This is a genomic window from Vreelandella stevensii S18214, from assembly GCF_000275725.1.
Lineage (GTDB): Bacteria > Pseudomonadota > Gammaproteobacteria > Pseudomonadales > Halomonadaceae > Vreelandella > Vreelandella stevensii.
This window is the reverse complement of sequence record NZ_AJTS01000010.1, coordinates 26,042-50,275: the sequence shown is the minus strand read 5'-3', so window position 1 is coordinate 50,275 and position 24,234 is coordinate 26,042. Positions and strand designations below refer to the sequence as shown.

General features: G+C 61.4%; 13 protein-coding genes and 2 pseudogenes. 10 read left to right on the top strand and 5 right to left on the bottom strand.

Going from position 1 to position 24,234, the window contains the following annotated elements; genetic code table 11:
* Positions 1-58: 58 nt before the first annotated feature.
* Positions 59-3,133, top strand: coding sequence for a sensor domain-containing phosphodiesterase (locus HSS18214_RS0100685; RefSeq protein WP_016913393.1), 3,075 nt, complete (start codon positions 59-61; stop codon positions 3,131-3,133).
* Here HSS18214_RS0100685 and HSS18214_RS17690 read toward each other — a convergent pair.
* Positions 3,130-3,943: pseudogene (locus tag HSS18214_RS17690) on the bottom strand (GGDEF domain-containing protein); the annotation flags it as partial. The gene HSS18214_RS0100685 and the pseudogene HSS18214_RS17690 sit on opposite strands and share 4 nt — an antisense overlap.
* Before the next feature lie 17 nt (positions 3,944-3,960).
* Positions 3,961-5,151 carry an RNA-guided endonuclease InsQ/TnpB family protein gene (locus HSS18214_RS19405; RefSeq protein WP_229771477.1) on the bottom strand — a complete coding sequence of 397 codons (1,191 nt, stop codon included), beginning with the start codon at positions 5,149-5,151 and terminating at the stop codon, positions 3,961-3,963.
* Here HSS18214_RS19405 and tnpA point away from each other — a divergent pair.
* Positions 5,044-5,460 carry an IS200/IS605 family transposase gene (tnpA, locus tag HSS18214_RS0100665; RefSeq protein ID WP_026001627.1) on the top strand — a complete coding sequence of 139 codons (417 nt, stop codon included), beginning with the start codon at positions 5,044-5,046 and terminating at the stop codon, positions 5,458-5,460. The genes HSS18214_RS19405 and tnpA overlap by 108 nt on opposite strands.
* Positions 5,461-5,495: 35 nt before the next feature.
* On the opposite strand, the gene HSS18214_RS0100660 is transcribed toward tnpA, so the two are convergent.
* Positions 5,496-5,975, bottom strand: a complete 480-nt coding sequence (locus tag HSS18214_RS0100660) for a hypothetical protein (RefSeq protein ID WP_026001626.1) — start codon at positions 5,973-5,975, stop codon at positions 5,496-5,498.
* Positions 5,976-6,406: 431 nt separating this feature from the next.
* Here HSS18214_RS0100660 and HSS18214_RS0100655 point away from each other — a divergent pair, with 431 nt between their 5' ends.
* The 7 genes from HSS18214_RS0100655 (at position 6,407) to rfaH (ending at position 21,531) form a co-directional block, all read left to right on the top strand.
* Positions 6,407-8,434 carry a capsule polysaccharide biogenesis protein gene (locus tag HSS18214_RS0100655; protein WP_016913391.1) on the top strand — a complete coding sequence of 676 codons (2,028 nt, stop codon included), beginning with the start codon at positions 6,407-6,409 and terminating at the stop codon, positions 8,432-8,434.
* A 1-nt stretch (position 8,435) separates the two neighbouring features.
* Entirely contained in the window at positions 8,436-9,671 is a 1,236-nt protein-coding gene (locus HSS18214_RS0100650) for a capsule polysaccharide biogenesis protein (RefSeq protein ID WP_026001625.1), read from the top strand.
* Complete coding sequence (locus tag HSS18214_RS0100645; protein WP_016913389.1) at positions 9,668-10,465, top strand: SDR family NAD(P)-dependent oxidoreductase; 798 nt, start codon at positions 9,668-9,670, stop codon at positions 10,463-10,465. Before HSS18214_RS0100650 ends, HSS18214_RS0100645 begins: the two co-directional genes overlap by 4 nt.
* Positions 10,462-12,105 (top strand): LTA synthase family protein, encoded by a 1,644-nt coding sequence (locus tag HSS18214_RS0100640; RefSeq protein ID WP_016913388.1) that lies wholly within the window; start codon positions 10,462-10,464, stop codon positions 12,103-12,105. The genes HSS18214_RS0100645 and HSS18214_RS0100640 overlap by 4 nt, the downstream gene beginning before the upstream one ends.
* Entirely contained in the window at positions 12,102-19,454 is a 7,353-nt protein-coding gene (locus tag HSS18214_RS0100635) for a type I polyketide synthase (RefSeq protein WP_016913387.1), read from the top strand. The genes HSS18214_RS0100640 and HSS18214_RS0100635 overlap by 4 nt, the downstream gene beginning before the upstream one ends.
* Positions 19,451-20,779 carry an aminotransferase class I/II-fold pyridoxal phosphate-dependent enzyme gene (locus HSS18214_RS0100630; RefSeq protein WP_016913386.1) on the top strand — a complete coding sequence of 443 codons (1,329 nt, stop codon included), beginning with the start codon at positions 19,451-19,453 and terminating at the stop codon, positions 20,777-20,779. Before HSS18214_RS0100635 ends, HSS18214_RS0100630 begins: the two co-directional genes overlap by 4 nt.
* A gap of 236 nt (positions 20,780-21,015) precedes the next feature.
* Positions 21,016-21,531 carry a transcription/translation regulatory transformer protein RfaH gene (rfaH, locus tag HSS18214_RS0100625; RefSeq protein WP_016913385.1) on the top strand — a complete coding sequence of 172 codons (516 nt, stop codon included), beginning with the start codon at positions 21,016-21,018 and terminating at the stop codon, positions 21,529-21,531.
* 365 nt (positions 21,532-21,896) lie between these two features.
* On the opposite strand, the pseudogene HSS18214_RS19750 reads toward rfaH, so the two are convergent.
* A pseudogene (locus HSS18214_RS19750) lies at positions 21,897-22,052 on the bottom strand (hypothetical protein); the annotation flags it as partial.
* Between the two features lie 169 nt (positions 22,053-22,221).
* On the opposite strand from HSS18214_RS19750, the gene HSS18214_RS0100620 reads away from it, so the two are divergent.
* Positions 22,222-22,731: an REP-associated tyrosine transposase gene (locus HSS18214_RS0100620; protein ID WP_016913384.1), complete on the top strand. Its 510-nt coding sequence runs from the start codon at positions 22,222-22,224 to the stop codon at positions 22,729-22,731.
* Between the two features lie 719 nt (positions 22,732-23,450).
* Here HSS18214_RS0100620 and cysQ read toward each other — a convergent pair.
* Positions 23,451-24,218: a 3'(2'),5'-bisphosphate nucleotidase CysQ gene (gene cysQ, locus HSS18214_RS0100615; protein ID WP_016913383.1), complete on the bottom strand. Its 768-nt coding sequence runs from the start codon at positions 24,216-24,218 to the stop codon at positions 23,451-23,453.
* Positions 24,219-24,234 lie beyond the last annotated feature (16 nt).

Below are 24,234 nucleotides of genomic sequence, written 5' to 3'. Positions count from 1 at the left end.
ACAGCCACCCCGGCATAAGGGAAAGTAAGCCTAAACGCGCATCACGGATACGTTACGTATGGTACAGCCCGCCGTCCCTGAACACGAAGCACAACGGCTTCTCACCCTGAAGCGGTATACACTGGGGGATCTTTCAGCTGACCAGGAATTTGACCGCATCACTCGTCTAGCGGCTGCTTACTGCGAAACCCCCATAGCCTTGATCACGCTGGTGGATGCCAGTCACGTCTGGGTCAAAAGTGGCGTGGGCGAATACAGCCCCACGGCATTACGTCAGCTCTCATTATGCGGGGAAGCCATCCTCGAACCCAAGCTGTTCGAAGTATCGGATGCACGCCTGGATGCGCGGCTCCATAAATTTCCCATGGTCAGTGAAGCGCCCCATGTGGTGTTTTATGCTGGCATGCCGCTGGTTGCCGATAATGGCAACATCCTCGGCACGCTGTGCGTCATGGACCACAAGCCCCGCCAACTGAGCCCTACCCAGCGGGAGCTGCTACAGCAACTGGCCAGCAGCACCATGCTGCAGTTCGAGCACTACCTGAGCCAACGCGCCTACCAGGCCATTGGCAATGCCGCCATCGGCCTTTGGGAGATGGATGTCGCCACCCGAACCACCCACTGGAACGATGTGGTCGATGCGCTCTATCAAACCAATGCTCGGCAAGCCAACACCTTCGAAGCGCGCATGCAGGCGTACACCTCGGCTGACCGCGCTCGGCTCGTCGAAGCCATCGACACCGCCATCGCCCACGGAGCGCCCTTCAACGATATCTTCGAGATGCAGACCCCCTCGGGCGAGCCGCTTTGGGTCAGAATCACCGGCAACCCCTTGGCCGTGGATGGCCAAGTGGTGCAGATCATCGGCACCATGCTGGATGTCACTCCCCGCAAGAAGGTCGAAACACAGCTACTGCGCCAGCAGGCACTGGAGCAGGCCATCATGCGGGCGCAAGCCAGCTTTATCGACGAACAGGGCAATGCCAAGGCGCTGAACCCGCTGCTCGACGACCTGCTTACCCTCACCGGCAGCGAATACGGCTTCATCGGCGAAGTGCTTTACCACCCCGACAAGACACCCTATCTGGTGACCCATGCCATCACCGACATCAGTTGGGATGAGCCCTCACGACAGTTCTACGCTCAGCACGCCCCCAGCGGCATGGTGTTCAGCAACCTGGATACGCTGTTCGGCCATGTGATGCGCCACGAAGAAGTGGTCATTGCCAATGAGCCCGCCCATGACCCCAGGCGCGGGGGCCTACCACCGGGGCATCCAACGCTCGATGCGTTTCTGGGGGCACCGATTCACTTCCACGGTCGTTGCATCGCCATGATTGGCCTGGCCAATCGACCCGGGGGCTATCACCCTGAGCTGGTGGAATTCCTGGCACCGCTGCTGGGTAGTATCGGGCAGTTCATCAACACTCTGCGCCACCACCGCCAGCAGCAGCAAGACCAACAGGCCATCGCACGGCTCTCCCTGGTGGCCAAGAACACCAGCAACGGCGTGGTGATCACCGATGCACGTGGCAACATCGAATGGATCAACGATGGCTTTACCCGGCTCAGTGGCTACACCTTCGCAGAAGCGGTCGGCAAGAAGCCGGGGCAACTGGTGCAGGGCAAAGCCACCGACCGCGCCACGGTACTGCGCATCGCCCATGCTCTGCGCCACCGCCAGCACTTCGAGGAAGAGCTGCTCAACTACCGCAAGGATGGCACCCCGTACTGGGTACATATCAGCTGTAACCCGCTGCCTGCCAATGAGCAAACCGGCGGCGGCTTCATTGCCATCCAGTCGGACATCACCGACACCAAGCTGCATGAAGAGGCGCTTTACAAGGCCGCCAATATCGACGAGCTGACGCGGTTACCCAACCAGCGGCTGGCCCGCACGCAGCTGGAAGCGCTGGTACGCCAGGACACCCCGCTGGCCGTTGCGATCCTCAACATCGACGATTTCAAACGCCTTAACGACCTGTTTGGCTACGCCACTGGCAATAGCATACTCAGGCGGGTAGCCAAACGGCTGGAAGCCCTGGTCAGCCCCTTCAAGGCCCAAGGCATCACGGCACGGCTCAGTGGCGATGAATTTGTGCTGGCGGGGCCAACCCAGCGCCTGACTCCCTCTACCATCCAGCACGCCATCCAGCAGCCGCTGCATGTGAACGGGCAAAAGCTGAAGCTCACCGCGTGTCTCGGCATGACCACCTACCCCAACGACAACGTCGACCCAGACGCCCTGTTTCGCCATGCCTACCAGGCGCTGTACCAGGCCAAGACCCAAGGGATCGCCCAGTGCGTCCGCTACAGCACCGATGAAGAACACTTGGTCAAACTGCGCCAGCAAGAGCGCAGCGCCATTCAGCATGGCCTGGCCAATAATGAGTTTCGTCTCTACTACCAGCCTCAGGTCGATCTCAAATCGCACACCGTGGTCGGGGCAGAAGCGTTGATTCGCTGGATTCACCCGCAACAGGGGCTGCGCAACCCCGCGGAATTTCTACCCCTGCTGGAAGGCAGCGAGCTGGAGTTTCATCTGGGCGAGTGGGTCATCGAAGCCGCCTTGAAACAGCTGCAAAGCTGGCTGGCCATGGGCATCGAACTGCAGGTGAGTGTCAACATCAGCCCGCAACACCTGCTGCACCCCGGCTTTCTGCCGCAGTTGGAACAGCTGCTGCTGTACTACCCGCAAGTCCCCTCACGGCTGCTCGCCATCGAGATACTCGAATCGGCCACGCTGGATGACATGCAGGCCGCCCTGCACGTGCTGGAAGAGTGCCAGCGGCTCGGCATCGAAATTGCCCTGGACGACTTCGGCACCGGCTACTCCTCGCTGGCCTACTTCCGTCGCCTGCCCGTGCAGTTGATCAAGGTAGACCGCGACTTCGTGCGCGACATGCTGGAAAGTGAGGACGACAAGGCCATCGTGGAAAGCATCATCTTCATGGCCAGAAAATTCTCACGGCCGGTGCTGGCAGAAGGGGTCGAGACCATGGCCCACGCCCAAGCCTTGCTGGCCATGGGCTGCCATCTGGCGCAAGGCTACGGTATTGCTCGCCCGATGCCCGCCGACGCACTACCAGGCTGGCTGGAAACCTGGCAGGCAGAAGGATTTGCACTACCTTAATCGAACAACGCCATCGGGTCGCTTTCCCCCGTCAGCTTGACCATCACGCCATCGCGCCCTTGGCCCTTGACGTCGTAGCTGGCGGCATCGGCACGGGCCAGGGCGACTTCCACGGTGTCATCGCTTTCATCGAAGACGGTCACGCCAATACTCAAGGTAACGGTATATTCCTTGCCCTCATGGGTCACCGACACGTCGCTCACCGCCTTGCGCAGTGAATCGGCAATCACCCTGGCTTGGCTAAGGGTGCAGCTGGGCAACAGCACACCAAACTCATCGCCCCCCTGGCGGGCTGCGGCGTACCTCCCAGGCCACCACCTGAGCAATGCGGCGTAGCATCTCGTCACCCAGGGCATGGCCGCCTTCGTCATTGATCGGCTTGAAGTGATCAAGATCGAACAACAGCAGCGCCGAAGGCGTGCTGGTTTTCTGGAAGTCAGCAAACGCTTCTTCCAGGCGGCGTTCGAAACCACGCCGATTCAGCAGCCCGGTCAAGGGGTCATGTTCGGCCTCCCACCGCTGCAATGCCTCTTGCTGGCGTCGCTCGGTGATGTCCTTCACCACACCAACCAACCCCAAGGAGTGGCCGCCTTGGGTCAACATCACCACCCGAGCGTGAATATCCAGCCACAGCGTTTCGCCGTCGCTGCGCAGAAAACGCAGCTGGCGCACGAAGTCGCTGCCGGTCTTTAAACTATGCACCCACATATCACGCGCCCCATTGCGGTCATCCGCGTGAATTTGTGTCAGCCACTGCTCCATTTGGGTATCTGCAGGAATATCCAGAATTTGCAAAAGCGCAGGATTCATTTGACGTCCTCCCCGCCCTAAAGGACGGGGATTCCAACTTCTTGAGGGCAACGTCCTGCCCCGAGGCTGAGGATATTCCGGGCCGCATTCACGTCCCGGTCGTGGAGTACACCACACTCCACGCACTCCCAGACCCTTACTCGCAACCCGTTGACGCCCTGCGGCCCGCTAAGCGAGCCGCACGACGAACAGGCGCGGGTGGTGTTGGTTTCGCGAACGACCTTGAAGACGATGCCTGCGTGAGCGCATTTATATTCCAGCATCGTTTTCAGTTGTGACCAGCCAGCGTCGTAGACGCTTTTGGCCATCCTGGTCTTCGCGAGCCTGGTTGAGGAAACATCGCCCACGACGATTTCGCCGTACTGGTTGACGAGTTTCCGGGAAAACTTGTGCTGCGCGTCCTGGCGACGGTTCTTGATCTTGGCGTGAATAGCTTTTACCCGCCGCTTGTTGCGGGCACGTTGGGCTGTCGCCAACTGGTCTTCCATGCGGCGGTAGAAGCGGCTGTTTTCCAGCCTTCCTCCATCGCTACAGGTGGCCACATCCTTGAGCCCAAGGTCGATGCCAACGGCGCCCTGCCCAAGCGTCGGCTGCACGTCCACCTCGACCGCAACATTGAAATACCACCGGCCCCGGCTATCTTCGTTGAAACTGCCGGCACGGAACTTGTATGTCGACAGGCCGTAGCTATCCCACACCTTGAAGTAGGTGCCGTTGTGAAATACCTGCCCGTTCTTCCACTTGGCCGCGCCGGTATTGACCGGAATCCAGCCAAGTGAGCGGCGTACACCGCCGGACTTGCGCCAATTCAAGCGGGGCTTTTTGAACTGCTTGCGGCGGGCAACGTATTCAGCAGCGATGCATTGCAGCGTTTGGCTGTGCAGGCCGAGGTCCTTGCCAGCACCCTTGGTATAGGGGTGCATGTCGTAGGCAGACAGAAACAGACCTTTCTCCCGAATGGCTCGGGAAGACAGTTCGTTGAGGTAGTTCCAAACAAAATTCACGCTGCGGGCCATGCGGTTAAGCTCGGCGGCGTGTTTGTCCTTCACTCGAACCTTGAGGGTCTTGGTCTGCTTCATGGCTTCGAATATACTTGGTCTATGGAAACCAAACAAGCTATCAGAACAGGAAGACACTGCGTTTTTAAACTCCATGCCCATTTGGTATTTGTCACCAGGTATCGGGGCAAGGTGTTCACCGGCGCGCATCTCAACTCCCTCGAATTGCTTTTCGACCGAGTGTGTCGGGACTTCGAGGCGGAGCTACAGGAGTTCAACGGTGAAACCGATCACGTCCATTTGCTTGTCAACTTTCCACCCAAAGTGGCGGTATCCAGGCTGGTGAATAGTTTGAAGGGGGTATCCAGCCGGCGGATGAAGTTACTACACCCTGAACTGGTGCAGCCCGCCTACCGGAAGAACTCGCTGTGGAGTCCAAGCTACTTTGCGGGAAGTGTCGGAGGCGCCCCCCTGAGCATGGTCAAGCAGTATATTGAGCAACAATCGAGGCCGGACTAGGGGCGCTCTCGCGCCCCTCGCTATCCATCCTCGCACTAGAAGTACGAGGTTTTTCGCGATGTTCGATAAGGGCGGCGTGTACCGCGCACCATCTTGAAATACTCGAGTTCCGAGCTATCGAGCCCCACTCGCCCCACTACACTGGGCCAGTCCGCCACGATCTCACCATGCTCGTCACTCACAATCAGTCCATCGAACCAGGAAAGCAAGGCATCGTTTTTCTGCAGCTCGTATGAAAGCCAACCCATGTCATTGGAAGGCCCCATGGCGCTGTTCAAACGCTGAAGCGCAGTGATGCGTTGATTTACCTGCTGCGTGATTTCATCGGCCAGCAAATCGGCCTCGTAGCGCAAATGAACCATGTTGGTCTCGTGCACCATGGTCTTGCCCACCTGCCAAGCCATACTCAACACAATACCAGCCAGTATCGCCAAGGCACACGTCAGCCCCAGCAATAGACGCCCCTTCAAGGAGCGTAACGTCAACAGCCTGTTGATGATGGGGGCTCGTCGCACCAGAAGTTCCTATTTCGTGAGCATTCCCTGAAAAATATGAGGAACAGGCCTCATGCCTACTTACTAAGTCCAACTTATCAAAAAGAGCAGCAAGTTGCGCGTTGATTTAATTCGCATTAGTAACGTTGCCGGAACCCCGGTTATGCGACATGCTCTGCATGGCAATGTAACCTGTTCGTAAAGCGCGTGCTGCTGAATTGATAACCCTGCCCAATTCACGTATGTTCGCCGCCTACCAGGGCTTGGTGTGAAAAGTCAGCGAGCGCAGACCAGACAAGGCAAACATGGGCGAAAAGGCATCCTTTACAAGCTATTAATGAGCGCATTGAGCGAATTCACTCACAAGCCCATGCTTAACGCCGTATGGTCAAGCCTACCCCCTTTTCAGACAACGCCTAACACTTTGAACGACATGGACTGCAGCCTCAACCATGGCAAAACGTACGGCGGGTTATATTTCAAAAGGTATCGGCAAACTTGCCTCTTTGGCAACGCTGCTCCCCGAGTTTGACCGTTTTATGCGCATCGGCACATTCACCGCCAAGCCCTCTGCGGTCATAGGATGGGGATTCAAGCCGACCGCAAAGCGCGCCAGAGATTATGCCAAACGTCATGGGTTGCCCTATGTCGCGCTTGAAGATGGCTTCATCAGATCACTTGGCCTGGGAGTCCATGGCTACCAGCCCCACAGCATGGTCGTCGATCATACCGGCATTTACTATGATGCCTCACGTCCCAGTGACCTGGAAAACTGCCTGAACGATGCCACGTTCACGGCCGAAGAGCTAAGTCACGCCACTACCTGCATGCACCTTCTGACTCAATGCCGCCTATCAAAATACAACCATGCTCCTGACAAGCGGTTGGTGGGCTCTAAAGGTAAGGTATTAGTGGTCGATCAGACCGCAGGGGATGCCTCCATTACGCATGGTGGAGCCAGCGCAGAAAGCTTTTCATCCATGTTAGAGGAAGCCCTGGCCAATCACCCCACTGAGCATGTTCTGGTCAAGATTCACCCGGACGTCATCGCAGGCAAGAAAAAAGGCCACCTCACACAAGCGCTTGATCATCCTCGCTGTCATGTCGTGAGCGAAGACATCAACCCTTGGGCCCTGTTCGACCAGGTAGACACCGTCTATGTGGTTACCAGCCAGTTGGGGTTCGAGGCATTGTTGGCAGGAAAGCAAGTGCACTGCTTTGGCCTGCCATTTTATGCAGGATGGGGACTCACCCATGATCGGCTTTCATGCGCTCGCAGGCGCACGACCAGGACGCTCACCGAAGTGTTTGCCGCAGCCTACCTGCGCTATACCCGCTACGTTAACCCATATACGCAAGAAGCTTGCACACTAGAAGAAACGATCCATTTGATTGCCGACCAGAAGCGTCAGCAAGAGCACCTGCGCGGCGAGTGGTTAGCCTGCGGTTTTTCATTTTGGAAACGACGCTTTGTTGGCCATTTCCTTGGGCCTGCATCAAATATCAAGCACATCAAGGAATTACCCAAACTCTTACCAGATAACCGTGCCCAACCACGCATATTGGTATGGTCAAGCCGCATCGACGCAGCATTCAAAACGCGTCATGCGGAATATTTGCCTCATATTTGGCGCATGGAAGACGGGTTTATTCGCTCAGTAGGGCTAGGCGTTGACTTATCCCAACCCCTCTCATTGGTGATCGATGCATCGGGCATTTACTACGACCCGAACCAGCCAAGCGATCTGGAGCGTTTGCTCAACACACATCCCATGGAGGCATCTCTGCTGGAAAGAGCAGCACAGCTACGAAAACGACTGGTCGCGCTGAAGCTGTCAAAATATAACGTGCAAGGCAATACGGATATCCAGTTACCCGATGACAGAGTCATCATCCTGGTACCCGGCCAAGTGGAAAGCGATGCCTCTATCGCAGCAGGGTCACCCAACATCAACACCAACAGCGCCCTGCTGCGCACCGTACGCCAAAACCAGCCTGATGCCTTCATCATTTACAAGGCTCACCCAGACGTTACCAGTGGCGCGCGGGTCGGCAAACTCGATAGTGAAGCCAAACAGCTGTATGATCTTGATGGCAGTGACATGGAGATCACCGCTCTACTGGAACGTGTCGACGCCGTGCATACCATGAGTTCTTTGACTGGTTTTGAGGCGCTGCTACGTGATCGTCAGGTACATACCTACGGCCTCCCCTTTTATGCGGGCTGGGGGCTGACACACGATGCCATGCACTCTCCTGGCCGAACTCGCACGTTGACATTGGATGAGTTGGTAGCAGGCACCCTGCTGTTGTATCCCAGCTATGTAGATCCTGCTACAGGCCAGCTATGTAACGCTGAAACCGTCGTCGCGCTACTGGAGCAGGCCAGGACGCGTCAGCATCACTCACAAAAACATTTGCTTACATGGAAGCAGCGGCTCTATCGCAGCTATCGTAACGTATTCATTGGAAGACATTGAGTTGAAGCAGAAGCGCGCATTTTTATTCCTGCAGGGCGTATGCTCGCCCTTTTATCAGCGTCTGGCTCGGCGTTTGACCGATGACGGCCACCGAGTGGTAAAAATCAACTTCAATGCAGGGGATATCCTTTACTGGCGGGACACCCACAGCAAAAGCCACCTGTTTCGCGGCCCGCTCAGCGAGCTGCCCGATTACATCACCGCGCTGTGGCAACGCTACGAGATCACCGATCAGGTCATGTTCGGTGACCGGCGCCCCATACACCGCCCAGCCATCGAACAGGCCGCCCTGGCGGGGGTACGCACTCACGTGTTCGAGGAGGGCTACTTTCGCCCCTTCTGGGTAACACTTGAGCGAGATGGCGTTAACGGACACTCTCTTCTTCCGCGAGACCCCGCCTGGTTTTACGAAGCGGGCAAGGCATTACCTGCGTTGCCAAAACCGGTGCGCTTTCGCTCATCCTTCAAAATTCGCGCTCTGCACGATGTGGCTTACCATGCCGCCGGGTTAGCCAACCCCCTGGTAGCGCACCGGTATGAAAACCACTCCCCCATCAAAGCGCCCATCGAGTATGCAGGCTACATAAAGCGTTTCGCACAGTTGAAAAAATGGAAAAAGCGCGACGCCCAGCGCATCAAAACGCTCATCGACAGCGGCCAACCCTATTTCATGCTGCCGCTACAGCTCAACACCGACGCGCAGATCATCCATCATTCTCCTTACGAGAACATGGAAGAGGTCATGGATCATGTGATGGGCTCCTTTGCCGCACATGCCCCACAAGAGGCTCTGCTATGTATCAAGAACCACCCGCTGGACATGGGCCTGGTCGACTACCCGGCCATCATCCAGCGGCTGGAAAATTTCTACGACCTGAAGGGGCGTATCGTCTACCTGGAGTCGGGCGATCTCAACCAACTGCTCAAATATGCAGCAGGCACGGTGACGGTCAATAGCACCGTGGGCATCGTCTCCTTGGAGCATCAGTGCCCCACTTTTGCACTGAGCAAGCCCATCTACCATATGGCGGGCCTGACCTACCAGGGCAGCCTGGAGGAGTTCTGGCACCAGCCACCGCCGCCCAGCGCCCAGCTGTTCGACTATTTCCGTAACACCGTTATGTATGCCACCCAGCTCAACGGAGGGTTTTACTGCCAGCCCGGGATCGATCTCGCGGTCAATAATGCCGCCCAGGTGCTCGAAGCCTGCCCCTCGCCACTGGAGAGGCTGCTGTGAGCACCACGCACCAAACCACTTTCCGCTGCGTGCTGATCACCGGCGCCACCGGGGCTATCGGCAGCGCGCTGGCCAACGAATATGCCAACCACGACACCCACCTGATCCTCCACGGCCGCAATCTCGCCGCCCTGGAACAGGTAGGCGAAAACTGCCGCGCCCAAGGGGCCCAGGTCACGCTGTCGAGCATCGACCTCGGTGATGAGACCGCGCTGGCCAACTGGCTGGCCGAGCTATGCACCCACCACCTGCCCAATATCGTGATCGCCAATGCGGGCAAGAACACCCACCCGCCCCAGGCGGGCGAACTGGAAGCCTGGCCAGACGTTCAGGCGCTGCTGGACATCAACCTGACCACCCCCATCGCCATGGCCCACCATCTGGTGCCCGCCATGCGCGCACGGGGCAGCGGCCAACTGGTGTTCATCAGCTCCCTGGCCGCCTGGCACGGGCTGCCCAGCACGCCCACCTACAGCGCCAGCAAAGCGGCCATCAAAGCCTACGGGGAAGGCCTGCGCGGGCTGCTCGCCCCGGCCGGTATCGGCGTCACCGTGGTCATGCCCGGCTATGTCACCTCGCCCATGTGCAACGCCATGCCAGGCCCCAAACCCTGGGAGTGGCCCCCGGAACGTGCGGCCCGCGTCATTGCCCGCGGCATCGCTGCCAATCGGCCACGGGTCAGCTTTCCGTTTCCGCTCAATTTCGGCACCTGGTGGCTGGCCGTTCTGCCCGCAGCGATGTCCCAATGGCTGATCAAGCGGCTAGGATTCGATCACCTGGAGGGCCGCTCATGATGCTCTTCTCCGCTACCGCGCTCACCGCCATGGCGCCCGCACTGGTCACCGGGCTACTCGGTAGCCTGCTGATTGAAGCGCTGCTACGCCCCCAGCCACGCCCCTTCTGGCAACGCCGCCTGGCAGCCAATGCCGTGCACTTGGGCAGCTGGCTGCTGCTGTTTGGCGTGTTCACACTGCTGCTACAGCGCCCCTGGTTTGCCGTCGTGTTCATCCTCTCGCTGCAGCTGGTGGTGGTGCAGTCGAGCAACACCAAATCAGCCACGCTCAACGAGCCCTTCATCTGCCACGATTTCGAGTACTTCTGGGATGCCATCCTGCACCCCAGGCTCTACGTGCCTTTCTTCGGCATCGGGCTCGCCATCGCCGCCAGCAGCGCTGGGGCCGTGGCCATCGGCAGCTTCTTCTATTTCGAGCCCTCCCTGGTAAGCCACTGGGGCCTCCTGCCTTGGCTCTTCAGTTGCCTACTGCTGATACTGGCGGGTGCACTGCTGCTGGCGGCCAGCCTGAAACGCTTGCCCCCGCCCACGCTAGCGCCCAAACACGACCTGCATGAAGCGGGGCTATACACCAGCCTGTGGAGCTACGGCGTCGCACTCATGCGCTCACCCGCGCCCGCCCCGGAAAGCTCACCGTTCCAGCCCTTCAGCCAGCCCCTACACCGAACAGAACCCTCCGCAGCCACGCTTCCAGGCCACACACTGCCCAACGTGGTGCTGGTGCAAAGTGAGTCTTTTTTCGACCCCCGCCCCTGGTGCAAGGACGTAGCACCGGGGCTACTTGACCAATTCGATGCCACCGCCGCCGAAGCCCTCGAACAGGGCGAATTGCACGTACCCGCCTGGGGAGCCAACACCGTGCGCACCGAATGCGCCGTGCTGACCGGACTAGCCCCCAGCGACTGGGGGCCGCGTCAATTCAACCCCTACCGCACGCTGTCACGCCACCCTCTCGCCAGCGTGGCCAGCGCATTCAAGGCCCAGGGGTACCGCACCGTATGTATTCACCCGTACCCGGCCACGTTCTATCTGCGCGACAAGGTCATCCCGCTGTTGGGCTTCGACACCTTTCTGGATCTCAGCGCCTTCGAAACCCAGGAAAAGCACGGCCAATACATCGGCGACCAGGCGGTAGCACGAAAGGTTGGACGCCTGCTGAAAGATGACGATAATAGGCCGCTATTCGTGTTCGTGATCACCATGGAAAATCACGGCCCGCTGCACCTGGAAGCACCCCAGCAGCAGTACCTCGCCAGGACGCTGCCCAACGCCCCATGGCCGCTGCCAAATCACTTGCGGGATTTGGCAGTCTATCTTCACCATCTGGGCGAAGCAGACCGCATGCTGGGGGGGCTCAAAACGGCCTTGACGGAGGCGCAAAGGCCGGGGCTACTGGGATGGTACGGCGATCATGTGCCCATCCTGCCCGCCGCGTATGGATATTTTGGCGCCCCTACGGGCCGCACGCCATACATGATATGGTCAACGCAACGGCAACCGTCTGGCCCAACGCCTGCCGAGCACAGGCCGCAGGGAATAGCAGCAAACGAACTTGGCGCCCGGCTATTTAAACAAGTGTTTGGACGCGATATAAGTAGCGATGTGATCAAGGCAGAACCAGAACCTCAGGAGCAAGAATGACTAAACGCGTGGCCATTATTGGTGCCGCCCATCGTTTCCCAGGCACCACCCCTGAAACGTTCTGGCAAGACCTGCAAGCCGAAAAAGACCTCGTCACCCAAGTAGCGCCCGACCGCTGGAGCCACGAGGCGTTCTGGCACCCCGATAATCGCCATCCCGGTACCAGCGTGACGTTTGCCGCCGGTAGCCTGGGCGATATCAGCGGGTTCGACGCAGCGTTTTTCGGTATTTCCCCCAGGGAAGCCGCCAACATGGACCCGCAGCAGCGCATGCTGCTGGAACTGGCCTGGGAAACAATGGAAAGCGCCGGCATCGTGCCCAGCACGCTGCGCGGCAGCCAGTGCGGCGTCTTCGTGGGCGTTGCCAGCCTGGACTACTCCTATCGGCTGGCCGACGACATGTCTGCCATCGACGCCTCCACGGCCACGGGCAACACGTCCAGCATCGCCTCCAACCGGCTGTCGTACATTTTCGACCTGCACGGCCCCAGCATGTCGCTGGACACCGCCTGCTCCTCTTCCATGGTGGCGTTCCACCAGGCCTGCCAATCCATTCGCAGCGGTGAAACCCCCATGGCGCTGGCAGGGGGCATCAGCCTGCACCTGCACCCTTACGGCTTCATCATTTTCTCCAAGGCCAGCATGCTGTCGCCCACCGGGCGCTGCCAGGTCTTCGACGAAGCCGGCAATGGCTACGTGCGCTCTGAAGGCGCAGGCCTGTTTCTGCTCAAGGATTACGACCTGGCCGTCGCCGATGGCGACAACATCCTGGCGGTGGTCGCGGGCTCGGCAGTCAACACCGATGGGTACAAAACCGGGCTCACCGTGCCCAACCCCAGCGCCCAGATTGCCCTGATGCGCAGCGCCTACGAACAGGCAGGCATCTCCCCCGACGAAATCGACTATCTGGAAGCCCACGGCACCGGTACCGCCGTCGGCGACCCCATCGAAACCCGTGCCATCGGCGAAGCCATCGGCCAGCATCGCAAAACGCCGCTACTCATCGGCTCGGTGAAGAGTAACGTCGGCCACCTGGAAACCGCCTCCGGCGTGGCGGGCCTGGCCAAAGCGCTGTACAGCCTGCAGCACCGCGAAGTGCCTGCCACCATCGGCATTCGCAAGCTGAACCCGCGCATCAAGTTCGATGAATGGAACCTGCGGGTCGTCACCAAGGCCCAGCCGCTCAAACCCGAAGGCAAGCTGGTCATTGGCGTCAACTCCTTCGGGTTTGGCGGCGCCAACGCCCACGTCATTCTGGAAAGTGCCCCGGAAACACCCACGCCTGAGCGTCAGGTGCCGGATGTCCCGCTGCCCATTCGGATCAGTGCACGCAGTGAAGCCGCCCTGGCCGCCAGTGCTCAGGCGTTGGCCACCCACCTGCAGACCACCGAGCAGCCGTTTTACGACACTGCTCATACCCTGTTTCACCACCGTGAGCAGCACAGCCACGGAGCGCTCTGCTTTGCCAGCAGCGCCGCAGAAGCCGCTGCCGCGCTGAGCCAGTTCACTGAAGGCGATACCAGCCAGCTCACCATGCTGGAGCGCTTGAACGACGCTCAAGGGCCAGTATTCGTCTACGACGGCAACGGCTGCCAGTGGGCCACCATGGGCCATGACCTGCTCGACACCGCCCCAGCCTTTAGTGACGCCATCGACCGCGTCGATGCCCTGTTCCAGCGCCACGGCCATTTTTCACTGCGTGCAGAGCTGGCGGGCCTCAACCAGCAAGCGGGCGAAGAAGAGCGGTTCGTCAGTACTGAAATTGCCCAGCCTGCGCTGTTTGCCCTACAAGTGGCACTCACCGAGTGGCTCAAGGAGCAAGGCATTACCCCCGCTGCCGTGTTTGGCCATAGCGTGGGTGAAGTGGCCGCCGCCTGGGCCTCAGGCGCCTTGAGCCTGGAAGACGCGGTGAAGGTGATCTACTACCGCAGCGACTTCCAGGGCAAGACCCGTGGCTTGGGCGAAATGACCGCTGTGGCCATGAGCGCCGACGACATCGCCCCCTGGCTGGCCAAGCCTGAGTTCGACCGGGTCAGCCTGGCCGGCATCAATAGCCCCAAAGGCATTACCCTGGCAGGCGACAAGGACCAGCTCAGCAAACTGGAAGGCGCCCTCAGCGCCGAAGAAGTGTTTGCCAAACGCCTACCGCTGGATTACGCCTTCCACAGCCCCGCCATGGACAGCATTCAGGAAGGCGTGGTGGAAGCGCTGGCCGATATTCAGCCACAGCCCACCCGCATTCCGTATGTATCCACCGTGACAGGGGCCGTGGCGGCAGGTGACACGCTGGACGCCCACTACTGGTGGCTGAACATTCGCGAGCCGGTACGGTTCGACGACGCCGCCACGCACCTGATACAGCAGGGTTATAACGTCTTTGTCGAGGTCGGCGCGCACCCCATTTTGCGCCGCTACCTCAACGAGTCGCTGCGCCAGCAAGCGCAAAGCGGTTTGGTGCTGGGCACTCTCGAACGCCACAAACCCGGTCTCGATGGCCTACAGCGTACGCTGAGCCAACTGCTGCTCAGCGGGCTTACCCTACCCAGCGGACACTACTTCCCCGTGGAAGGTCAGCGCGTGCTGCTGCCTCGTTACCCGTGGCAACGTACCCAACTCTGGGTGCAAGGCACCCGGGATGGCCAAGGCCTACTGTCGCGCTACTACCAGCACCCACTTCTGGGCTACCCGCTAGCCCAGCAAGAGCACACCTGGGAAAGCCAGCTGGACACCAAGCGCCAGCCCTGGCTGGCCGATCACGTGGTGGGCGAAGGGGCTGTCTTCCCCGGCGCAGGCTTCATCGAGCTGGCCCTGGCCGCCGCCATGCAGCAAAAAGACTCTTCGCTGCTGGATATCGAAGAGCTGGAAATCCGCGCGCCGCTGCTGCTGGACGGCCCCAACGGGCGCACCATGCGCCTGACGCTGGACCCCGATGACGGTCGCCTGGAAATTCGCTCCCGGGAGCCCGCCACCGGCATCGAATGGCAGCTCAACACCGTGGCTCGCCGCATGCGTGAAAGCCGTGGCTTCCTGCTCAATCGCCAGGCCCCGGCACTGCCCAGCCGCGCTGCCGACTACACCCTGGAGCAGCACCTGGCCATGGCCGAGCGCATCGGCCTGCACTACGGCCCCGCCTTCCAGGCCATTACCCGTGGCTGGATCGAGGGCGACAGCGTCATTGGCGAGATTCACCTCTCGGAAGCCGTCACCGCCCAGCTCGACACGCTGCACGTGCATCCCGGCATTCTCGATAGCGCTTTCCAGCTGTTCATTCCGCTGCTGGCACGCCAGGCCGAGTTTGCCTCGCAGCTCGCCTTCGTGCCCGTGCGCGTAGGCCGTATTCAGGTCAATGCCGAAGCCGGAACCCCCGTGCTGGCCCGCGCCGTCATGGGCAAACGGGCACCGCACTCCTTCACCGCCGACTTCGAGCTTTACGATGCCGAAGGCCGCGCCGTGGCCGTGCTCAGCCAGACCCGCTTCAAGGCCATTCGCCTGAACCGCGCACACCACCAGCACTTCAGCTACCTGGATATCGAACTCACGCCTGCGCCGCTTCGCGCCGTCACGCTGCCCATGCCCAGCGAAGCCCTGCCACGCCTGATGGGGCTAAGCGATGCCTTCAGCGCCAGCACCGGCCAGCGTTACGGCCAGGAAGTCGCGCCGCTGCTGGACAGCCTCAGCGAAGCCTTCGCCCAGCAGGGCCAGCCTGCCGAGGCCACCGCACCCGGCGACGATGCCGCCAGCGACGAATCAGCGCCCCTGCCCCCGGAAACCATCTGGCAGCTGCTGGTCCAGGACTACCCGGACTACTTCGCCCCCATTCATCTGGTGGGCAGGCTCGGCCTGCACAAGGAAGCCCTGGCGCGTGGCACCGACACCCTGGAAAGCCTGGGCGTCACCCACGAACACCTGGCAGGCATCAACCGCGTCCTGATTGGCGAGAGCGGCTGGCAAGTACTGGCCAGCGAGCTGGGCAGCCTGATGGAAGCAGCCCTGGCCGCCCTGCCCGAAGGCCAGCGGCTGGCCCTGCTGGAAGCAGGCCCCTCCGCCCCAGCGCTGGGCCAACGCCTGCTGGAACGCCTTGCCCATCACTCGCCCAGGGTCACCGACAGCTACCGCTACCGTGCGCTGACCACCAGCGACACCGCGCGCCATCAAGCGGAACAGCTCCAGGAACGCTACCCGCTGATCGACGTTCAGCCGCTGGAAGAGACCCTGCCCACGCTGGCAGAGGCACAAAAAGCCCAGCTGGCCTTCATCAGCGCCGACGTCACCCAGCCTGAACGCACTCGCCAGCTCATCGAGGCCTTGCCTTCGCAGTTGGCACCGGGCGCACAGCTCATTGTGGTCGGCATTCATCCCAGCCGCTGGCTGGACGACCTGCTGGCCACCCCCGGCATTGGCCAGGCCGCGCTGGAACAAGCCACCCTCATCGAGTGGCTCTCCGCCCAAGGGCTCAGCGTGACCGCGCCCATGGAGCTGGAAGAGAACGGCGCCTACCTGCTGCACGCGCAAGCCCCCAGCGAACAGCCGGGCAGCGCCGCGCAAGCGCCCCAGGCACATACCCTGGTCATTGCCGACGCCACCCAGCAAGCCCTGGCCAACGCGCTGGCGGCAGCGCTGGACAACGTCACCCTGCTCAGCGATGGCGAGCCTGCGGCCCTGCTGGCCGAGCAGTTGCGCCAGCACGAAACGCCCCCCGCCGCGCTGAACGTGCTGGACCTGCGTGGCCTGCGTGGCCTGGGCCAAGATACCACCGCCGCACAGACCCAGCGCTGCCACCTTGCTCAGCAGTGGTCGCTGGCCCTCGAACACAGCGGCCTGGAAGCCCAGGGCAGCCGTGTCACGCTGTGGCTGCTCACCCAGGGTTACCAGCACGGCGACGACGCCGCACTCTGGGGCTTTGGCCGCTCGCTGGCCAACGAAGCCGTTGGCCACAGCGTCACCCTGCTGGAACTGCCCGAGCAGCCCAGCACCAAGGCCCTGGCCTGTATCGCCGATTCCGTGACCCACCCGGATACGGAAAACGAGCTGGTCATTACCCAGGCAGGCACCCGCTACGCCACCCGCCTGCGTACCCTGCCCGCCCCGCACCCGCACAAGGCCAGCCAGGCAGCGCCGCGCCAAGCCATGACGCTGGGCTTTGCCCTGCCCGGCCAGTTGCGCCAGCTACAGTGGCGGCCACGCCAGCTCCCCGAGCTGGGTGCCGACGAGGTGGAAGTGCGCGTCAAGGCCACCGGCCTGAACTTCCGCGACGTCATGTACACCCTGGGGCTACTGTCCGATGAAGCCATCGAAAACGGTTTTGCCGGCCCCACCCTGGGCCTGGAGTTCTCCGGGGAAGTCGTCGCGGTCGGCAGCAACGTCAACCATCTTAGTCCCGGCCAGGGCGTGGTGGGCTTCGGCCCTGCCAGCTTCAGCGACCGCCTGGTCGCCAGCCAGCACGCCGTGGCCCCGCTGCCCGAAGGCGTCAGCTACGCCGCAGCCGCCACCATTCCGACCACCTTCTTCACGGTCTACTACGCGCTGAAGCACCTGGCGCGCCTGCAGCCCGGTGAAAAGGTGCTGATCCATGGTGCCGCCGGGGGCGTAGGCATCGCCGCGCTGCAAATTGCCCAGTGGATGGGCGCCGACATCTACGCCACCGTGGGTTCGGAAGAGAAACGCGACTTCCTGCGCCTGATGGGCGAAGCGCGTCTCTATGACTCCCGCTCGCTCACCTTCGCCGAAGAAATCCTCGAAGACACCCAGGGCGAAGGCGTCGATATCGTGCTCAACTCCCTGGCAGGTGAAGCGATCAACCAGAACCTGCGCGCCCTGCGCCCGTTCGGCCGCTTCCTGGAGCTGGGCAAGCGCGACTTCTACGAGAACACCCACATTGGCCTGCGCCCGTTCCGCAACAACCTCAGCTACTTCGGCATCGACTCCGACCAGCTGATGAAAGTGCAGCCCGCGCTCACCCAAACCCTGTTCAGTGAAATGATGGCGCTGTTCAACGACGGCACCCTCAGCCCGCTGCCGTTCACTGCCTTCAGCCACAGCCAGGTCATCGATGCCTTCCGCTACATGCAGCAGGCTCGCCAGATCGGCAAGGTCGTCGTCACCTATGAACAGCCCATTGCCGCACCGCGTCAGGAGCAGCTAGGCAGCGGCAGCCTCACCCTGCCCGCCAATGCCAGCTACCTGGTCACGGGTGGTCTGGGCGGCTTTGGCCTCAAGACGGCTCAGTGGCTGGTCAGCAAAGGCGCACGGGAACTGATCCTGCTCAGCCGCAGCGGCCCTGCCAGTGAAGAAGCCCAGGCCGCCATCCGTGAATTCGACGCCCAGGGCATCAAGGTCATGGCCGCCGCCTGCGACATCACCGACCGCAACGCCCTGGCCAACGTGCTGGAACGCGCCAAGTCCGAGCTGAGCCCGCTGCACGGCATCGTCCACGCCGCCACGGTGATCGACGACGGCCTGATCCGTAACCTGGACGCCGAACGCATCCATAAAGTGCTGGCCCCGAAAATCGATGGCGCACGCCATCTGGAAGCGCTCACCCAGCAAGCCCCGCTGGACTTCTTCGTGGTCTACTCATCGGCCACCACGCTGTTCGGCAACCCTGGCCAAGGCAACTACGTGGCTGCCAACCACTGGCTCGAAGCCTTCGCTGCCCGCCGCCGTGCTCAGGGCCTTCCGGCCACCTGCGTACGCTGGGGTGCCATCGAAGACGTCGGCTTCCTGGCCCGCAACACCCGCACCCGCGACGCCCTCCAGGAGCGTTTGGGAGGCTCGGCGCTGCGTTCCGACGACGCCCTGAAGGTACTGGAGCAAATGCTGCTGACTCCCGGGCCAAGCCTGGGCGTGCTGGAGCTGGAATGGGGCGCACTGGCGCGCTTTTTGCCCACCTCCGACACCCCGCGTTTCGACGAAATTGCCCGCGCCAGCGATGACGACGGCAGCCTCGACCAGGACGACGACATCAGCGCCCTGCTGGCCGACCTCTCGCCGGAAGAGCTGCACAGCACCATCACCGAGCTGCTGCGCGCAGAGCTGGCCAGCATTCTGCTCATCGACGAAGAGAAGATCGACGTCAACCGCTCGGTGTACGACATGGGCTTCGACTCGCTGATGGGCGTGGAACTGATGACCGCCATCGAGAACCGCTTGGGCGTTCAAGTGCCGGTCATGGTCCTCAGCGAAGCCTCCACTCTCGACAAGCTGGCCGGCGTGCTGATCCAGAAACTCCAACAGCATGACGAGGATGTTGAAGAGTCGCCGCAAGATGCGTTAGCCTCTCTGGCCGCTCGCCACGGCGCAGACGGCATTACCAGTGAGCCCGCATCCTCCCCAGCGACAGAGACACCATGACCGCCAAGCGTTCAGAACTAAAACGCCAGCTACTGGAACAGGCGCGCAAGCGCCCTACCGCAAGAGCCAGCCAGCCCACTGCCCCTGCCACCAGCGCAGGGGCAACCCGTTCCGTGCCCGAACGCTTCACCCGCTTCGATGCCCACCCAGGCTATCAACAGCTCTCGATGATGCGTCAGGGCGCGCAACAGCTGGGCTTGCAGGTGCCGTTCTTCAAGGTGCACGACGGCCTGGCCGGGGCCACCAGCGTCATGCAAGGTCGCACCTGCATCAACTTCGCCAGCTACAACTACCTGGGCTACTCCGGCGACCCGCGGGTCATCCAGGCCGCCTGCGAGGCCGCCCAGCACTACGGCACCTCGGTATCTGCCAGCCGCGTGGTCTCGGGCGAGCGCCCCATTCACGGCGAGCTGGAACAGGCCATCGCCAAGGCGTATGCCGTGGAAGATGCCGTGGCCTTCGTCAGCGGTCACGCCACCAACGTCTCCACGCTAGGCTACCTGCTGGGTCCCAAGGATCTGATCCTCCACGACGAGTACATCCACAACAGCTCGTTGGTCGGTGCCCAGCTCTCCGGGGCCAAGCGCATGTCGTTCAGCCACAACGACCCCGATGCCCTGGACGCGCTGCTCACCCAGCACCGCCACCAGTTCGAACGAGTGCTGGTGGTGATCGAAGGGCTCTACAGCATGGACGGCGACATCCCCGACCTGCCTCGCTTCATCGCCATCAAACAGCGCCACCAGGCCTGGCTGATGGTCGACGAAGCCCACTCCTTCGGCGTCATGGGCGAAACAGGCCTGGGCCTGCGGGAACACTTTGCCATCGACCCCACCCAGGTAGACATCTGGATGGGCACCATGAGCAAAACCCTCTCCGGCTGCGGCGGCTACATTGCCGGTAACAAGGCCCTGGTCGAAACCCTGCGCTACTTCGCGCCCGGCTTCCTCTACAGCGTCGGCATGCCCGCCCAGGTCGCCGCCCCCTCGCTCAAGGTGCTGGAACTCATGGCCCAGGAGCCCGAACGGGTGGCCCAGCTACAGGCCATCTCCCGTTACTTCCTCGAACAGGCGCAAGCACGCGGCATGGATACCGGCCACAGCATCGGCTCCGCCGTCGTCCCCGTGATCGTCGGCAGCTCACCGCTGGCCGCCAGGCTCTCCAACGCCCTGCTCGAAAAAGACATCAACGTCCAGCCGATCCTCTACCCCGCCGTCCCCGAAAAAAGCGCCCGCCTGCGCTTCTTCCTCTCCTGCGAGCACACCCAAGCCCACATCGATGAAACATTAGACGTGCTTGAAAAGCTGTTGGCAAAAGGGATGTGATTCGTGGTGAATGGTGAATGGTGAATGGTGAATGGTGAATGGTGAATGGTGAATGGTGAATGGTGAATGGTGAATGGTGAATGCCAACACCGTAGCGCGGCGTAACGACTGAGCGAGAGCAACGAGCGAAGGAGGCACCCGCGAAGGCGGCGCCAGCCGCCCCGATCACGCCACCGTTCAATAAAGCGCCACCACCACCGCCTATCACGCCACCCAGGGCAAAAAAAGGTAACCGCATGGTAATCGCAACACCCCAAACCAGCACCGCCCACTGGTACGTCATCCAATGCAAAGGCAGTGAATCCTTCCGCGCCGCCGAACACCTCGCCAACCAGGGCTACGAGGTGTTCCACCCCGTGCTGGACGTGCAACGCAAGCGACAAGGCAAGCTCACCACCGTTTCCGAGCCGCTGTTCCCTTACTACCTATTCATTCAGTTAGACCAGGTCAACAGCAACTGGCGCCCCATCCGCTCCACCCGTGGCGTCCTGCGCCTGCTCACCTTCGGCAACACCCCCATCGCCGTGCCCGACGCCCTCGTCGCCACCCTCCGCGCCCAACCCCACCGCCAGGAAGGCAACCACAGCATCTTCACCGCCGGCGACAAAGTCACCATCACCGAAGGCCCCTTCAAAGACCTCGAAGCCATCTTCACCCGCTGCAAAGGCGAAGAACGCGCCATCGTCCTCCTCAACGTCCTCCAACGCCCCCACCCCGTCGAACTCCCTGTAGAAAGCTTGGAAAAACGGTGAGGGGTGAAAGGTGAAAGGTGAAAGGTGAAAGGTGAACCGTAGCGCGGCGTAACGAATCTTGCGAGGTACGAGCAAATGAGGCACCCGCGAAGGCGGCGCCAGCCGCCCTGATCACGCCACAGTGCTTGATCAAATCTCGGCGGCTTCATCGGCATCCCTAACGGGATGCTTCGCGGGTGCGCTCCGCTTACACCGCGCTACGGGTCATCGCCAACATCGGGCATGGGGAATGGCCGCGAACGCGCCGATGTTGAGTATGGAAATGGATTAATCACGCCACCATCACCAACCGCGCCACCGCCCCACCGCGCCCTCATCGGCAACGCTCACGCGTTGCTTCGCGGGTGCGCTCCGCTTACACCGCGCTACGGGTCATCGCCAACATCGGGCACGGATAACCATTCCGAATGGTGGCACCCGTAGCGCGGCGTAACGATGGAGCGAGAGCAACGAGCGAAAGAGGCACCCGCGAAGGCGGCGCCAGCCGCCCCGATCACGCCACAGTGCTTGATCAAATCTCGGCGGTCTCATCAGCATCCCTAACGGGATGCTTCGCGGGTGCGCTCCGCTTACACCGCGCTACGGGTCATCGCCAACGTCGGGCATGGGCAACCACGCCCCCGCACAAAAGATGCACTTCTTTCCCAATCACGGTACGCTTAACCTAAATCCAATGAAGGGAAGCAGCCCTTGGCCACTTACCGGCGCGCTCTCATCCCTGGCGGCACTTACTTCTTCACCGTCGTGACCTACAATCGTCAACCACTGCTGACAGATCATCTCAATATCCGCGCCTTGGGCAGTGCCTTCCGTAGAGTGAAAAAAGAACGCCCCTTTACCATGGACGCCTTCGTCCTGATGCCCGACCACTTACACTGCCTATGGACCCTGCCCGAAGGCGACGCTGATTACTCTTCACGCTGGCGAGACATTAAAAAATACGCCTCCCAAGACTTCACCCTCCCACTGGGCACCAAAACCGCATGGCAGCGCGGCTTCTGGGAACACGTCATCCGCAATGAGCAAGACTGGCAAAACCACATGGACTACATCCATTACAACCCCGTCAAACACGGCTGGGCCACCGCCCCCAGCGAATGGAAATGGTCCAGCTTCCACCAATGCGTCACTAAAGGCTGGTACGACCCTCAATGGGGCATCCAAACCCCGCCCGACATCGCCCAAATGAACTGGGAATGAACACCATCGCGCCCTCACAGGCAACGCTCACCGCGTTGCTTCGCGGGTGCGCTTCGCTTACACCGCGCTACGGGGTGATCGCCAACATCAGGCACGGATAACCATTCCGAAGGTGGCACCCGTAGCGCGGCGTAACGAATCTTGCGAGGCACGAGCAAATGAGGCACCCGCAGCGGCGGCGCGGAGGCGCGCCAGCCGCCCTGATTACGCCACCGAACGACAAAACGCCACCGCTAACCATCGTGCCCTCATCGGCAACGCTCACCGCGTTGCTTCGCGGGTGCGCTTCGCTTACACCGCGCTACGGAGTCATCGCCAACATCGGGCACGGATAATCATGCCGAGGGTGGCACCCCGTAGCGCGGCGTAACGAATCTTGCGAGGTACGAGCAAATGAGGCACCCGCGGAGGCGGCGCCAGCCGCCCTGATTACGCCACCATAAACAACCACGCCACCGCTAACCATTGCGCCCTCATCAGCAACGCTCACGCGTTGCTTCGCGGGTGCGCTTCGCTTACGCCGCGCTACGGGGTGATCGCCAACATCAGGCATGGATAACCATACCGAAGGTGGCACCCGTAGCGCGGCGTAACGAATCTTGCGAGGCACGAGCAAATGAGGCACCCGCAGCGGCGGCCCGGCGCGGAGGCGGCGCCAGCCGCCCTGATTACGCCACCGAACGACAAAACGCCCTCTCACCACCGCCCGCGCACTAATATCACCCCCGGTTCCCCCACACCACAAAAGGTGGGTTCAGGGTTTGGGTGGGGGTGGCGTAGTGCAGCGGGTGGCCGTCCAGGGTGACGATGCGCCCTCCGGCTTGGTGGACGATGGCGTGGGCGGCGGCGGTGTCCCAGAGGCTGGTGGGGCCGAAGCGGGGGTAAACGTCGGCCTGGCCTTCGGCGATCAAGCAGCTTTTCAGCGAGCTGCCCATGGGCTGCATCTGATAAGGCCCCAACGCCGCCAGCCAATCGGTGAGTGCGGGGTCATGATGAGAGCGGCTGCCCAGCACGCGCCACATGGCGCCCTCGGCGGGCCTGCCCGCCACCTGCAAACGGGTGCGCTGGCCATCCGGCGCTATCTTGTAAGCTCCTACCTCCTCTGCCGCCAGGTAGGCAACGCCGGTGACCGGGGCGGTCACCACACCCAGAACTGGCGCGCCGTGTTCGATCAGCGCGATGTTGACGGTGAACTCCCCGTTGCGCTTGATGAACTCCTTGGTGCCATCCAGCGGGTCCACCAGCCAGTAGCGGCCATCGTCGCCAACCCCTGAAAAACCTTCCACATCCTCTTCGGATAAAATGGGATACGTCGGCGTCAACGCCTGCAAACCATGCCGAATGACGTTATGCGCCGCTCGGTCCGCCTCGGTCAGTGGGCTGTTATCTTGCTTGACCGTCACGTCGAAGGCGCGGCCATATACCGCCATGATGGCGTCGTCCGCGGCTTTGGCAATGGCCAACACCTGTTCCAGTAATTCCCGCATCGCGCCTCCAGAACGT